This window comes from Neisseria perflava, assembly GCF_002863305.2.
GTDB classification, from domain to species: domain Bacteria; phylum Pseudomonadota; class Gammaproteobacteria; order Burkholderiales; family Neisseriaceae; genus Neisseria; species Neisseria perflava_A.
Window position 1 is genome coordinate 1786126 of record NZ_CP136962.1, and the last position, 14785, is coordinate 1800910.

Annotated in this window: 17 protein-coding genes; 15 read left to right on the top strand and 2 right to left on the bottom strand. The window is 50.8% G+C overall.

Going from position 1 to position 14785, the window contains the following annotated elements; genetic code table 11:
• Positions 1-33 precede the first annotated feature (33 nt).
• Positions 34-1020: an RluA family pseudouridine synthase gene (locus CYJ98_RS08305; RefSeq protein WP_101755776.1), complete on the top strand. Its 987-nt coding sequence runs from the start codon at positions 34-36 to the stop codon at positions 1018-1020.
• Between the two features lie 10 nt (positions 1021-1030).
• Entirely contained in the window at positions 1031-1681 is a 651-nt protein-coding gene (locus CYJ98_RS08310) for an HAD-IA family hydrolase (protein WP_101755775.1), read from the top strand.
• 65 nt (positions 1682-1746) lie between these two features.
• Here the strand turns inward: CYJ98_RS08310 and CYJ98_RS08315 are convergent, their stop codons facing one another.
• Positions 1747-2553, bottom strand: a complete 807-nt coding sequence (locus CYJ98_RS08315) for a DNA ligase (protein WP_101755774.1) — start codon at positions 2551-2553, stop codon at positions 1747-1749.
• Between the two features lie 110 nt (positions 2554-2663).
• Between CYJ98_RS08315 and CYJ98_RS08320 the strand changes: the two genes are divergently transcribed.
• From CYJ98_RS08320 to CYJ98_RS08360, 9 genes are all read left to right on the top strand, one after another.
• Positions 2664-3302: an MBL fold metallo-hydrolase gene (locus CYJ98_RS08320; protein ID WP_004519037.1), complete on the top strand. Its 639-nt coding sequence runs from the start codon at positions 2664-2666 to the stop codon at positions 3300-3302.
• A 459-nt stretch (positions 3303-3761) separates the two neighbouring features.
• Positions 3762-4277, top strand: a complete 516-nt coding sequence (locus CYJ98_RS08325; protein WP_049332857.1) for an outer membrane protein assembly factor BamE — start codon at positions 3762-3764, stop codon at positions 4275-4277.
• An 8-nt stretch (positions 4278-4285) separates the two neighbouring features.
• Positions 4286-4714: a L,D-transpeptidase gene (locus tag CYJ98_RS08330; RefSeq protein ID WP_101755773.1), complete on the top strand. Its 429-nt coding sequence runs from the start codon at positions 4286-4288 to the stop codon at positions 4712-4714.
• A gap of 301 nt (positions 4715-5015) precedes the next feature.
• The gene (locus tag CYJ98_RS08335; protein ID WP_101755772.1) at positions 5016-6233 is read left to right on the top strand and encodes an MFS transporter; all 1218 of its coding nucleotides are present in this window, start codon (positions 5016-5018) and stop codon (positions 6231-6233) included.
• Between the two features lie 164 nt (positions 6234-6397).
• Positions 6398-7057, top strand: a complete 660-nt coding sequence (locus CYJ98_RS08340) for an amino acid ABC transporter permease (protein WP_003748035.1) — start codon at positions 6398-6400, stop codon at positions 7055-7057.
• Positions 7047-7715 (top strand): amino acid ABC transporter permease, encoded by a 669-nt coding sequence (locus CYJ98_RS08345; RefSeq protein WP_101755771.1) that lies wholly within the window; start codon positions 7047-7049, stop codon positions 7713-7715. Before CYJ98_RS08340 ends, CYJ98_RS08345 begins: the two co-directional genes overlap by 11 nt.
• Position 7716: 1 nt before the next feature.
• Entirely contained in the window at positions 7717-8448 is a 732-nt protein-coding gene (locus CYJ98_RS08350; protein WP_101755770.1) for an amino acid ABC transporter ATP-binding protein, read from the top strand.
• 75 nt (positions 8449-8523) lie between these two features.
• Positions 8524-9378 (top strand): amino acid ABC transporter substrate-binding protein, encoded by an 855-nt coding sequence (locus tag CYJ98_RS08355; RefSeq protein ID WP_049332866.1) that lies wholly within the window; start codon positions 8524-8526, stop codon positions 9376-9378.
• Between the two features lie 215 nt (positions 9379-9593).
• Positions 9594-10049 (top strand): four-helix bundle copper-binding protein, encoded by a 456-nt coding sequence (locus CYJ98_RS08360; protein ID WP_101755769.1) that lies wholly within the window; start codon positions 9594-9596, stop codon positions 10047-10049.
• Positions 10050-10110: 61 nt separating this feature from the next.
• On the opposite strand, the gene CYJ98_RS08365 is transcribed toward CYJ98_RS08360, so the two are convergent.
• Positions 10111-10644, bottom strand: coding sequence for an acyltransferase (locus CYJ98_RS08365; RefSeq protein WP_101755768.1), 534 nt, complete (start codon positions 10642-10644; stop codon positions 10111-10113).
• Positions 10645-10925: 281 nt separating this feature from the next.
• On the opposite strand from CYJ98_RS08365, the gene rpmE reads away from it, so the two are divergent.
• The 4 genes from rpmE to CYJ98_RS08385 all read left to right on the top strand — a co-directional run bounded on the left by rpmE (position 10926) and on the right by CYJ98_RS08385 (position 14662).
• Positions 10926-11141, top strand: a complete 216-nt coding sequence (gene rpmE / locus CYJ98_RS08370; protein WP_003681847.1) for a 50S ribosomal protein L31 — start codon at positions 10926-10928, stop codon at positions 11139-11141.
• A gap of 236 nt (positions 11142-11377) precedes the next feature.
• Positions 11378-13036: an ArnT family glycosyltransferase gene (locus CYJ98_RS08375; RefSeq protein WP_101755767.1), complete on the top strand. Its 1659-nt coding sequence runs from the start codon at positions 11378-11380 to the stop codon at positions 13034-13036.
• Between the two features lie 148 nt (positions 13037-13184).
• Complete coding sequence (locus CYJ98_RS08380) at positions 13185-14072, top strand: hypothetical protein (protein WP_244169021.1); 888 nt, start codon at positions 13185-13187, stop codon at positions 14070-14072.
• A gap of 113 nt (positions 14073-14185) precedes the next feature.
• Entirely contained in the window at positions 14186-14662 is a 477-nt protein-coding gene (locus tag CYJ98_RS08385; RefSeq protein ID WP_101755765.1) for an SMI1/KNR4 family protein, read from the top strand.
• Positions 14663-14785 lie beyond the last annotated feature (123 nt).

The following is a 14785-nucleotide window of genomic DNA, read 5'->3' on the forward strand; positions in this document are numbered from 1 at the left end:
GTCCAGAAACGGACGTTTGGGATTATAGAGAAAATGCACGCAATACGCAAAGATTCAGTCAGCCTGATTGCCGTTGCCGAACATGAGGAAGGCCAACGCCTTGATAACTATCTGATAAAAATCCTCAAAGGCGTCCCGAAAAGCCATATCCATCGCATTATCCGCGCCGGCGAAGTGCGGCTGAACAAAAAACGCTGCAAACCCGACAACCGCATTCAGGCAGGCGATACCGTCCGCATTCCGCCGATACGCATCGCCGAAAAGCAAAGGCCGTCTGAAAGCCAGGCCGCGCCTGCGCGCGAGTTTGACATCGTTTACGAAGACGATGCGCTTTTGGTCATCAACAAACCGTCCGGCGTTGCCGTCCACGGCGGTAGCGGCGTGAGCTTCGGTGTCATCGAACAAATCCGCCGCGCCCGCCCCGAAGCGCGTTATCTCGAACTCGTCCACCGCCTCGACAAAGACACCAGCGGCCTTTTGATGATTGCAAAAAAACGCAGCGCCTTGGTGAAACTACACGAAGCCATCCGCAACGACCATCCGAAAAAAATCTATCTCGCGCTGGGTGTCGGTAAACTGCCGAACGACCGCTTCCACGTCAAGCTCCCCCTGTTCAAATACACCGGAGCACAAGGCGAAAAAATGGTGCGCGTCAGCGAAGACGGCCAATCCGCCCACACCATCTTCCGCGTGTTAAACCGTTTTTCGGACGGCCTTTTGCATCAAGTCGGCCTTTCCGACCTGACCTTTGTCGAAGCCACCCTGAAAACCGGCCGCACCCACCAAATCCGCGTCCACCTGCAATCGCAAGATTGCCCCATTGCCGGAGACGAACGCTACGGCGACTATCAAGCCAACAAACGCCTGCAAAAACTCGGTTTGAAAAGAATGTTCCTGCATGCTTCCGAGCTGCACCTCGCCCATCCGCTGACCGGCGAAAAACTGATCCTAAAAGCTCCCCTGCCGCAAGAATTGGCACAATTTATTTTAATGCTGGAAAATCAGGAAAAGGCCGTCTGAAAGGAAACCCATGAAACCCAAACTCATTATTTTCGACTGGGACGGCACGCTTGCCGACACCACCAACCCCATTATTCACACCTTTCAGCAAAGCTTTGCCGATTGCGGCCTGCCCGTTCCCGAAGCCGACCAAATCCGCCCGCTCATCGGATACAGCCTCTCCGGCATCATTCGCCGCCTTGCCCACAACGTCAGCGAACACATTCAGGAAACCCTGATTGAGACCTATGCCGCGCACTATCTCAATCCCAACAACCACAACATGACTCTGTTCCCCGAAGCCCTGCCCTGCCTGCAACGCTTGAAACAACAAGGCTATTGGCTTGCCATCGCCACCGGCAAAGGCCAAAGCGGCTTGGACAAAGCCATCGCACAAACCGACACCCAAGCCTTTTGGCTGGAAACCACCTGCGCCAGCGAATATCCGTCCAAACCCGCGCCCGATATGGTACTCGCCCTCTGCGACCGACTGGGTGTTGAACCGGAAGAGGCCGTCGTCGTTGGCGACACCACCCACGACCTAGAAATGGCCGCCAACGCCAAAATCCGCGCCATCGCCGTCACCACCGGAGCACATACCGCCCAACAGCTTTCCTCCATGCCCCATGTCGCCATGCTCAACAGCTTGGCCGAATTGCCTGATGTATTGGAAACCTTATAAAAATCTATACAACATCTATATGAAAGGCCGTCTGAAACCTATTTTCAGACGGCCTTTCATTTGTTTTATCGATCCGAGCGCACCCTGACAAATGTTGCAAATTTCGGCGTTCCCTTTTGCGTAAAACCACGATAACGGTAAGTAATCAGCGCACCGATTTTCGGCGGATGGTCGCGGTCTTTATCCTTAAAACCGCTGCCGATACGAAACTCGCCATATTGGTTTTTGCATCCTACCGCACCCAAACGCCCGACATTGCGCCCTTTGCCCTCATAATGACGCGTCACCGTACATTCATCATCATATTCACTTTTCAGCTTCAACAGCTGCCCATTTCTACCGCCTGCATAACGGGCTTCAGGTTGACGCAGCATCACACCTTCCCCACCCAGCGCTTCGACTTGTTTCAAAAAATCCAAAGCATGCTGTTTGTCGCGCACCTTGACTTGCGGAATAACCGTAAACCGTGCCGACGGGTGTGATTTCAGCCATTTCGAAGCCGTTTCCAACCGCTGATACAGATTACCCTGCGCCTGCGGCACATCAAAAACATGCAAGCGGATGCCGTCCCAATTTCCCGAGGCAGAACGCACCGTCGCGGAAATTTGCTCAAACCGCCCTCGTCCGCTGTACAACTCACCATCCATCGGAAACGGCGGAAAACCTGCTGTAAAACCTTTGGGCGGTGTAAACGCATAACCCTGACGACTGACCAGCTGCCTGCCGTCCCAATACGCGCGTACGCCATCCAACTTTTCACTCATGGCCCAACCGGAAATATCTTGATTTTTATATTCCTGCGCCAACAACAAATCTGCACCAAACGCCGCAGAGATGAAAGAAGCCGCAAAAATCGGTATCATGATCCGCATTACATTATTCATAAGACACTTTTCCAGACTTGCTTTTTATTATATATACATAATAGCAAAAGGCCGTCTGAAACGTAAATAACATTAATAAGCCTTTCCTAGGAACACCCATGGCACTCCAATTTGAAATCAACGCCGTTACCCCCTTCCGTCAAAACTGCACGCTGATTTGGGATGACGAAACCAAAGAAGCCGTTTTGACCGATGTAGGCGGCGACGTCCCTTATTTATTGCAACAAGTCCAAAACAAAGGCCTCAAGCTGACCGCCATTTGGCTGACCCACGGCCATCTTGACCACGCAGGCGGCGTGGTTGAACTTTTGAAAACCTGCGACGTACCCGTTCTCGGCCCGCACAAAGACGACGAATTCCTGCTCCAAGCCCTTCCGCAAACAACGGCGCAATACGGCTTCCCTGTTTCTCCGTCATTCACGCCGACACGCTGGCTGGAAGAAGGGGAAACGCTCAAAGTCGGCAACCATAGCTTCCAAGTCCTCCACATTCCCGGCCACACTCCCGGCCAAGTCGTTTTTTACAACGCCGAAAACGGACTTTTAGTCGCAGGCGATGTTTTATTTTATGAGACCGTTGGTCGCACAGATTTTCCGCGCGGCAATCATGATGACCTCATAAACAATATCTGCGCTAAACTATTAACCCTGCCCGAAACCACGCAAGTTATAGCCGGACACGGCCGCATGACCAGTATCGGGCATGAGAAAAGGTACAATCCGTTTCTGGTTCGTTAATATGAATGTTGTATAAAGCCAACATTCTGGCATACACAGATTATGCGTATAAAGGAAAACTGGCATACAATTTGCAGGGATAACACCCGAAAGATTAAGTACCTAATCTCCGGCAAATGCCAAAATGAACTAAAGCACAAAGATAACAAGGTATTACGCAATACAACCTGATTTATCGAAAACCGGACATCTCTAAACCCCAAGCCTTACTCGCAGTGAAATTGTTACAAAGTGACAATAAATGTCAGTCAGGCCGTCTGAACGGTTCTGCCAATTCAGGCGGATACAACGGAGATGAGGCGCAATGCCCTGCCGGAATGTGCCGATGTTCTGTTTGTCAAACCGTCGGGTACATCTTTAAGAAGCACAACATTATTTGGGTAAACCGGCAAACTCGCTGCCGGCACTAACAGGCCGTCTGAAAAGTTCGGCTGGTAAAATCAATAAAAGGATTATCAAATGAAAAAAATCGCAAAAGTGGGCTTCGTCCTGCTGGCTACCGGCCTGCTGGCCGCCTGTGCTACTAAGAGCAAAATCACTCCTGAAGGCACTACAGACGAGCCACGCTTCCCTAAACCTTACTCCCTGACCTTCAACAAAGACCGTGGTACATTCCCGACTTTTGACGAGCTGGATCAAATGCGTCCTGGCCTGACCAAAGACGATATCTACAAAATCCTCGGCCGTCCTCACTACGACGAAGGCATGGTTGGCGTGCGTGAATGGGACTACCTGTTCCACTTCTACACCCCAGGCGTAGGTGTTGACCCTGAAAACACTTCCGGCGTTGAAGGCATCACTACTTGCCAATACAAAGTGATCTTCGACAAAGACAAATTTGCACGCAGCTTCTTCTGGAATCCAGTATTCCCTAAAGATGCTGTATGTCCTCCTCCAGCACCTACACCTAAACAAGAGCCTCAAGTGATCATCCGCGAGATCATTAAAGAAGCTCCTAAACGCATCCGTCAATAAGGACAAATTTGAAACGGATCCTATTGGGTATAGCCTTGGCAGTAGGTCTGAATTCTTTGGCCGCTGCCGATGCTGTCAGTGACTATATCCAGCGTAAAAAAGTTGTGGTCAATACAGCTAAGGCGGAGCTTTGCTTTGCCGATGACGGTCAGTGCCATCCGGTACTGATTGGCAAGACCACTCCGAAAGGCAAATTCAATATGACGCCGATGATGACCAGCAAACCGGGTTACGGTGGCGAAGTTATCGGCTTTAAAGAAGAAAATGACTTTCTGTTTGCGTTACACAGGGTATGGACGCTCAAGCCGCAGGAAAGACGCATGGAACGCATCGCCTCCCCTCACGTGGCCGACCGCATCATAACCAATGGTTGTATCAACGTACAAAATAATGTGTACGAAAAACTGCGTCAGTATTTCATTCTGGAAATCATCTGATGTAAGTCAGTCAAACAAAGGCCGTCTGAAACTTTTCAGACGGCCTTTCTTCTCAAACGAAAATTCAACGGCAATTTGCTTGCTCCGTCAGTACCAAACGAAGAATATTTGACCGCTTCATCCTCAATTCATCCTCAAGCCATATCACTTTTTACCATATCCAAAGAACCAACGGTTATTTATGCCGTTTCTAGCCCAATGCTAGAATCGCGCGTTTATATATCGGCTCGCCGAGAAATCAAATAAATAATATAGTGGCAGGAGTAGCTTTTATTCCCTGCCCCTTACACACACAAACATCATGACCGATTCTTCTGCCAAATTACCCAATTTGTGGCTGCTGATTGCCGCTGCCGCCTCCATCCTGCTGATTACCATCGGCATGAGGATGACTTTAGGGCTTTTTGTCCTGCCCGTCGTCAACTCGACCGAATTGAGCATGACCCAGTTCAGCCTGATTATTGCCGTGTTCCAATTGATGTGGGGCATATCGCAACCCTTGTCCGGCGCGTTGGCCGACCGTTTCGGCGCGTTTAAGGTTTTAGCCGGCGGTACGGTTCTGTTGATTGCCGCCTGTCTGATGGTGCCGCAAATGCCGACTTATTGGGGGCTGATGCTGGGTATCGGTTTATTGTTGGCATTCGGTACGGGTTCGGGCGGATTTTCCATCATTATGGGACAGGTCGCCGCCAAAACGCCGCCTCATCGGCGCGGCTTGGCTTCCGGCTTGGTCAATGCAGGCGGGTCCGCAGGGCAATTTTTGTTCGCGCCGTTGGTTCAAGGTTTGATTACCCTACCCCATGTCGGCTGGACAGGGACATTTTATGTTTGGGCAGTCATTGCCATCTTGATTTTGCCGATTTCTTGGTGGCTGGCCGGCGGCAAACATGCTTCTCACACCGTCCATACCGACAACGGCGGCCAAACCCTGAAGCAGGCCGTCTGCAAGGCTTTCGCCAACCGCAGCTATATCTTGCTGCATTTGGGTTTCTTTACCTGCGGTTTCCACATCGCCTTTTTGGTTACCCACCTACCGACCGAAATTTCACTTTGCGGCCTCCCCGCTACGGTCGCTTCGACCTCCATTGCCATTATTGGTTTGGCAAACATCGCCGGCTGTATTTTTTCAGGCTGGTGTACCGGCAGATTTTTGGGCAAATACGTCCTCTTCGGTTTATATGCTTCGCGTGTCGCCATGATATTGATTTATCTGGCCGCACCTAAAACCGATTTGAACTTCTATCTTTTCGCCGCCGGACTCGGTTTCACTTGGCTGGCAACCGTCGCCCCTACCGCCGCCATTACCGGCAAACTTTTCGGTACGCGCTACTTGGCCACCCTCTTCGGGTTGACCATGTTGAGCCACCAAATCGGCGGCTTTTTGGGTTCATACATCGGCGGCATCGTCATCACGCGCTTCAACGATTACGGCTGGATGTGGTACGCCGACGCAGTCTTGGCAGGCGCGGCCGCCCTGTTGAATTTACTGATTCATGAACGGAAAGCGGCTGCCGCCTGACGCGGAAACCTTGACATTTCAAGGCCGTCTGAAACGTTTCAGACAGCCTTTGCCTTATTCCATTTTTTGTGTTTTATCCACAATCGATATTCCTATCCATTATTTAACACTCTCTTACAAACCCGCTAAAATACTGCCTTTATCATGCTGATTGTCTGACTCTGATGAACTGGTCTTATCTGATCGATGCCATCCCTAAATTTGTCGATGCGGCAAAGCTGACGCTGGAATTGTCGGTATATGGCGTCGTTTTGTCGTTGCTGTTCGGCCTGCCCGTTGCCGTGGTTACGGCATACCGCATCCGCCCCTTCTACGCATTGGCACGCGCCTATATCGAGCTGTCGCGCAATACGCCCCTGCTGATCCAATTGTTTTTCCTGTATTACGGCCTGCCGAAAATGGGCATTAAATGGGACGGTTTCACCTGCGGCGTAATCGCACTGGTTTTCTTGGGCGCAAGCTACATGGCGGAAGCCATCCGCGCCGGTATTTTGGCCGTCCCCAAAGGGCAGATCGAAGCGGGCAAGGCCATCGGTTTGAGCCGCTTTCAAGTGTTCCGCTATGTCGAATTGCCTCAAGCATGGGCGGTCGCCGTTCCCGCCATCGGCGCAAACGTATTGTTTTTGATGAAAGAAACATCTATCGTCAGCGCGGTCGGCATTGCAGAATTGTTGTTCGTTACCAAAGACATCATCGGCATGGACTATAAAACCAACGAAGCCTTGTTCCTGCTGTTTGCCAGCTACCTGATCATCCTTCTACCCGTTTCGCTTCTGGCGCGCTGGGCAGAAAACCGCGTACGGAGTGCAAAATATGGTGTTTGACTGGCTGTTTGAAGGACAAAACGCGGCACGCTTGGGCGAAGGCTTGTTGCTGACGGCGCAGATTTCCCTGGTCTCCGTTGCCGCCTCCTGCGTATTGGGTACGCTGTTCGGCTTGGTTTTGCGTTCGCGCAACCGGCTCATCCGCTTTATCGGACGGTTTTATCTCGAAACCATCCGAATCGTGCCGATTTTGGTGTGGCTGTTCGGCCTGTATTTCGGCCTATCCGTCTGGACAGGCATCCACATCGACGGATTTTGGGTCTGCGTCTGGGTATTTACCATGTGGGGCATCGCCGAAATGGGCGATTTGGTCCGCGGCGCATTGGAATCGATTGAAAAACACCAGGTCGAATCAGGCCTAGCACTCGGCTTGAGCCGCGGGCAGGTATTCCGCTACATCGAGCTGCCGCAAAGCATCCGCCGCGTATTGCCCGGCGCCGTCAATCTGTTTACGCGCATGATCAAAACCAGCTCGCTCGCCTCCCTTATCGGCGTCATCGAAGTCGTCAAAGTCGGCCAGCAAATCATCGAAAACTCGCTGCTGACGCAACCCAATGCTTCATTTTGGGTTTACGGCCTGATTTTTATGCTGTATTTCTTCTGTTGCTGGCCGCTGTCGCTGCTGGCGGCAAAACTTGAACAAAAATGGGAACACTGACATGGCTTTACTGAGCATCCGCAACCTGCACAAACAATACGGCAACGTAACCGCCATTCAATCCTTAGACTTGGACTTGGAAAAAGGCGAAGTCATCGTACTGTTGGGCCCGTCCGGCTGCGGCAAATCCACCCTCCTGCGCTGCGTAAACGGTTTGGAGCCGCACCAAGGCGGCAGCATCGTGATGGACAGTGTCGGCGAATTCGGCAAAGACGTTTCCTGGCAAACCGCCCGGCAAAAAGTCGGTATGGTTTTTCAAAGCTATGAACTGTTTGCCCACATGACCGTCATCGAAAACATTCTCTTAGGCCCGGTGAAAGTACAAAACCGCAACCGTGCCGAAGCAGAGGCACAAGCCGACAAACTGTTGGAACGCGTCGGCCTGCTCGACCGCAAAAACGCCTATCCGCGCGAACTCTCCGGCGGCCAGAAACAACGCATCGCCATTGTCCGCGCCCTGTGCCTGAATCCGGAAGTCATCCTGCTGGACGAAATCACCGCCGCACTCGACCCCGAAATGGTGCGCGAAGTCTTGGAAGTGGTTTTAGAACTCGCCCATGAAGGCATGAGCATGCTCATCGTAACCCATGAAATGGGGTTTGCCCGCAAAGTTGCCGACCGCATCGTCTTCATGGACAAAGGCGGCATCGTCGAATCGTCCGACCCCGAAACCTTCTTCTCCGCCCCCAAAAGCGAACGCGCCCGCCAATTCTTGGCAGGCATGGACTACTGATTTTATTTTCAGGCCATCCGAACCCTTTTTCAGACGGCCTCCACTTTCAACCAAACATTTGAAAAGGAAACACTTATGCAATTGAATGCCAAATTCAAAGCCCTCCTCGCCTCCGCCGCCATCGCCGTCGGCCTGACTGCTTGCGGAGGCGGCTCCGGCGATGCCCAATCTTCACAAAATAGCGGCGCGGCAACCGTTGCCTCCATCAAAGAAAAAGGCGTCATCCGTATCGGCGTATTCGGCGACAAGCCTCCGTTCGGCTATGTTGACGCCAACGGTAAAAACCAAGGCTTTGACGTTGAAATCGCCAAAGACCTGGCCAAAGACCTGCTCGGCAGCCCCGACAAAGTCGAATTCGTCCTGACCGAGGCCGCAAACCGCGTCGAATACGTCCGTTCCGGCAAAGTCGACCTCATCCTCGCCAACTTCACCAAAACACCCGAACGCGCCGAAGCCGTCGATTTCGCCGATCCTTACATGAAAGTGGCCTTGGGCGTGGTTTCCCCCAAAGACAAACCGATTACCGACGTTGCGCAATTGAAAGACCAAACCCTTCTGGTCAACAAAGGCACCACCGCCGATGCCTTCTTCACCAAAAACCATCCTGAAGTCAAACTGCTGAAATTCGACCAAAATACCGAAACCTTCGACGCACTGAAAGACGGCCGCGGCGTAGCACTCGCCCACGACAACGCCCTGCTGTGGGCCTGGGCAAAAGAAAACCCAAATTTTGAAGTTGCCATCGGCAACCTCGGCCCTGCCGAATTCATCGCCCCGGCTGTTCAAAAAGGCAACACCGACCTCCTGAACTGGGTCAACGGCGAAATCGCCGCCATGAAAAAAGACGGCCGTCTGAAAGCCGCCTATGAAAAAACCCTCTTGCCTGTGTATGGCGAGAAAGTCAAACCGGAAGAATTGTTGGCGGAATAAACCGACTATTTTCTCGGCAAAAAGTCACTTTCCCGTATTTCAGCCATCCGATTTGTGATTGATTTAAACAAATATCATATCTAACAACAGGTCGTCTGAACGTGTTATCGATACCTTCAGACGGCCTGTTGTTTAAAAACGAATAACATGATAACCTTTTAATAACGGATGAAATAATTCGTCCGATATTTCTACAAAGCAAAAAGGAAACTATGATGAACCGTCGTCAATTTATCGGCAGCGCCGCTGCTGTCTCTCTCACCGCCGCCGCTTCTTTTGCCCGTGCTCACGACCATGCACACCACGCCGGTCATGCTGGTCACGCGCACTCTGCACCGCGCGCCTACGAAGCTGCGCGCAAAGCAGCCGCACATTGCGTTGAAGCCGGCCAAATCTGCTTGGCGCACTGCATTGCCCTGTTGAGCTCCGGCGATACTTCCATGAAAGACTGTGCAACCGGCGTTAACCAAATGTTGGCACTGTGTGGCACATTGCAAAACCTCGCTGCCCAAAATTCACGCCTGACCCCGTCTTTGGCAAAAGTGTGCATCGAAGCCTGCAAACAATGTGCTGCCGCCTGCAAAGAACACGCCGGCCACCACGCTGAATGCAAAGCCTGCTACGAATCTTGCTTGGCTTGCATTAAAGAATGCGAAAAAATTGCTGCTTAATCAATATTAAAAAAGGCCGTCTGAATTTCAGACGGCCTTTTATTTTGCTATTTTGTTTACGCTATTCGGCTGCAAGCTCTTGCTCATCCAGCAGTTTTTTCCGAACAATCGCAGGGTTGCCCGCAGCCACGCAATAAGGCGGCACATCTTTGGTAACCACCGAACCTGCGCCGATTACCGCGCCCTTACCGATGGTAACGCCGCCCATGATAATCGCACGCCGACCAATCCAGACATCGTCTTCAATCACAATCGGGTGGATGTCTGTATAGCCTTCAAAGCGGCGGGTTTCAGGGTTGAATTTGTGGTTGGTCGAATAAAACAGGCATTCCGGCCCCATCATCACGTTCTTGCCGAGGGTCAGGCCGTGGCAGATTTCGCAATTGACGCCGATACCCGAATTGTCGCCGATTACCGTATCCGGAAAAACATATCCGCCTTTTTCAATATTGACGTTTTTGCCGATGTTTGGGGAAATACACGCAGCCAAAGCGGCACGGAATTTTTGCGCAATTCTGCCGAATGGTTTGCAATAAGACGGAGGCAACATTCCTCCCCAAACACGCAAAATGCACGTCAATATCCTTTTCCACATTAATTCCGTCTCCTGTTCGTACAAGCGTAAATATTATTCAGACTATTATTCTTCTTAAAGTTTCACATCTAGAGGAGGTTTTACATCCTCTTTTCAGTTAGATTACAGCCCGATTACACAACATTTGGTTTGAAACTCTATTCTAAACTGTTCTCGCCTGTTGCGAAACTGCTCTGCATACAAAATATCCTCTTGACGAAACAGCCAAAAATAGCGAAAATTCCACGCTTAACTGAAGTACAGGCAAAACCCCTGTGCCCGCTTAATCGAAAGGAAATCAAATGAAACAAGGTATTCACCCGAACTACCACGAAATCAACGTTACCTGCTCTTGCGGCAACAAATTCGTGACCAAATCCGCAATGGAAAAAGACAGCTTCAACGTTGAGGTTTGCTCTCTGTGCCACCCTTTCTACACCGGTACTCAAAAAATCGTCGACACTACCGGTCGCGTGGACAAATTCAACAACAAATTCGGCAACCTGTTCAAACGCTAATTGCCGCTTTGTCAAAAAGACTGCTTCGTGCAGTCTTTTTTGCATTCAGGCCGTCTGAAATATTTCTGTCAGACGGCCTGAGCTTTTTGTCGTCAACCGAATACCATATCATTCCAAACACCCGATAAAAACGAGCCGTAAGCATTATTTTACGAAGCCCTCCAGTCTGGCATATCGCGCAAACCCGTCAAACCCTGTACCATTGCTATTCAAACCAACCGTTTTTTTGACCTTCCATGCTGACTTACACACCGCCCGATCCGCGCCGCCCCCAAAAAACCCATGAAAAACCATGGCTACTGCTGCTGATGGCTTTTGCCTGGCTGTGGCCGGGCGTGTTCTCGCATGACTTGTGGAACCCTGCCGAACCCTCCCTCTTTACCGCCTCCGAATCCATGAAAAACGGCGGCAGCCTGCTGGTTGCACAAATCTTCGGCCAACCCGACTTTACTATCTCCCCTGCTTTTTTGTGGGTGGCAACCGCATTCCAAACCCTGTTTTCGCCTTGGGCAGCCGATGCCTATGATGCCGCGCGTTTTGCCGGCGTGGTATTCACCGCCATCGGACTGACCGCCTGCGGTTTTGCCGGTTTCAATTTTCTCGGCAGACACCATGGCCGCAGCGTTGTCTTAATCCTTATAGGCAGCATCGGTTTACTGCCCATCGCCCACTTCCTCAATCCCATGTCGGCCGCTTTTGCCGCGTTTGGATTGATTCTGTGCGGCTTTTCACTGGCACGCCGCCGCGTCATTATCGCCATTTTGCTGTTGTGCGGCGGCTGGGTTTTACTCTCCCTTTCCTCAGGCTATCTGCTGACCGCGGCCATGATTTTTTTGGCACTTGCCCTGTCGTTCCATTCCACTTGGCAGAGCAAACGCTATCTGCTGACCCTGATTGGTGCCATCATCGTTTCCCTGCCCCTGCTGATTCTGTATCCGCTGGTTTTATCAAAAACCAATCCAGAATGGTTTGAGGTTTGGTTCAACCATTATTCCTTAGGCGTATTCGGCGGCTTCCATCAGATTCAGACGGCCTTCAACCTGCCCTATTATCTGAAAAACCTGCTGTGGTTTGCCCTGCCTGCCTGGCCGCTGGCTGCATGGACGCTCAGCCGCACGCGTATCCACGATAAAAACTGGGGCATTCTGAGCCTGTCGTGGCTGGTTATCATGACAGCCCTGCTCACCATCAACCCGCAACGCCTGCAAGACAACCTCGTTTGGCTGTTGCCGCCGCTCGCCCTGCTCGGTGCGGCACAACTGGACGGCCTGCGTCGCGGCGCAGCAGCATTTATCAACTGGTTCGGCATCATGGCATTCGGTCTGATTGCCGTCTTCCTGTGGCTGGGCTTCTTCGCCATGAACTACGGCTGGCCTGCCAAACTGGCCGAACGCGCCGCCTATTTCAGCCCATATTACATCCCCAACATCGACCCAATTCCGATGACTGTCGCCCTGCTGTTTACCCCATTGTGGCTTTGGGCAATTACGCGTAAAAACATCCGCGGCCGCCAAGCCGTAACCAACTGGGCAGCCGGCGTTACCTTGGCCTGGGCCTTGCTGATGACCCTGTTTTTACCATGGCTCAACGCCGCCAAAAGCCATGCGCCGGTGGTACACCAAATGGAAGCCGCGCTTTCTTCCGAATTGAAACAGAAACTTTCAGACGGCCTCGAATGTATCAGCATCGACGGCCAAGACCAGCGCACACGAATCGCGTGGACACAATACAGCCATATTAAAACCACGACCGACAACCCGTCCTGCCGCTACCGCCTCATCCGCCAAGCCGCCAACATCGGCGCACCTTCGGGTTGGCAAACCTTGTGGCAAGGCGCAAGACCGCGTAACAAAGCCGAGACTTTCCTATTACTGGAAAAAACTGCGGCACAATAAATCCGTGACACTAGCCATAAAGCTGAATATTCCTGCTACATTCAAATAAAAGGCCGTCTGAAAGAACTTTTATCCTTTCAGACGGCCTTTGACTTACTTTAACGCCGCTTCCCGTACAATGGCCCTTTTCCCTTATCTGCCTAAAAACATGAAACCCAACCGCCTTTTGCCCCTCGTCCTCTTATTAACCGCCCTCTCCGCCCATGCCAAAGATTTCATTATCTACGACCGCATGGACTATGTCGGCAAACCCGACCTTACTGCCGACAAACTCTCCAAAGTGTTCTTGGTTTACGAAAGCGAGCTGGTCAAACCCGATCCGACGGGCAAACGCAAACACGGCGTACTCAACGAAGCGCGTATCCGTGAATTGGCCAAACAATCGCGCCGCGAAGGCTACCGCACCATTTCCACCGACATCGAAAGCTGGTTTGCCGAAAAAGACGGCCAACTGCTGACCCCCGACGAATTAAGAACCGACTTTGCGCGGATGTACCAAATCTTCAGAGAAGAAAACCCGCGCGCCTTCATCAGCAACTACGGCATGCCTTCCGAACACCTGCACGGCATCCGCCACTACCGCCCCAACGTTGACAACGAAGCCATCTTGGCCAAATGGCGGCAAGTCAGCAAACGCCGCGTGCCCACCGCCGCCATCAGCGACTATGCCAATCCTGTGTTCTACATCACTTCCCCCGATTTGGTGCAATGGGAAAAAGACGTGAAAACCGCCGTTGACGACATTCATCAACGCTTTCCCAACAAAAAAATCATCGGCTACATCTGGCCGCAATATTATTCGGCCACCAACAGCCCTTATTTCAAGCAGTTCATCGACCCCGTCCGCTGGCGCAAAATGCTCGAAATCAGCAAAAAATACACCGACGGCGTGATTATCTGGTCGGACAAGCGCGATGAAAACAACCAAATCGTGCGTTGGAACGATCCGCGCATCCAAGCCACGATGAAAGCGACTCAAGCCTTCATCAATGCCAATGCCAAAGAAATCAAGGTAGAAGGTTTGCAGAAATATTAAAAACAAGGCGGGCATGTTTGCCCGCCTCTTTATAATATGCAGTTAATTCCTAATAGTATTCATAAAGCTGTTAGGCATACTGGTCAAAAATCGTTAAAGAAAGGTCAGTAAAAATGAGAAAACTATCAATATCATCAGATGAGGGATTGGTTCCAATAAGAACAATTCAACAATTCGCTGAAGATGTAGGGGTCGTTTTTCCTGTTTCATATGTATCACTTCTTGGCAAACATGATCATTTATACCCTAAAGAAAATATTTTCAATTTTATCAATCAATACGGTGAAAATGATGAAAGGGACATTTCATTTTTAGGGTATAAGCAAAATTTAGGCTATGAGGATATTTATAGCTATTCATGTATCGATGATGAATATGGATATGCAAAAAAAGTGATTGCTTTTGGGATTTCAGCTAATGGAGATTATATCTGTTTTGATTACAGAAAATGCAATGAAAATCCATTTATCATTCTGATGTATCATGATGATTTTTATGAAGATGAGAATGGAGATACGAAAATGGTAACTAGCCATATTGCAGATAGTTTTGATGCCTTTTGGGATATGCTATATGAACTTTCAGATTAAATGTGTAGGTTGAGTTGAAAACCCAACTAAATTAAAAAAAATTGTCTGACATCAGCAAGCCGTAGCCCATATGAAACCTAAACTCAACAGGTAGGATGTGTGCGGAACGCACGTATTCGCTTC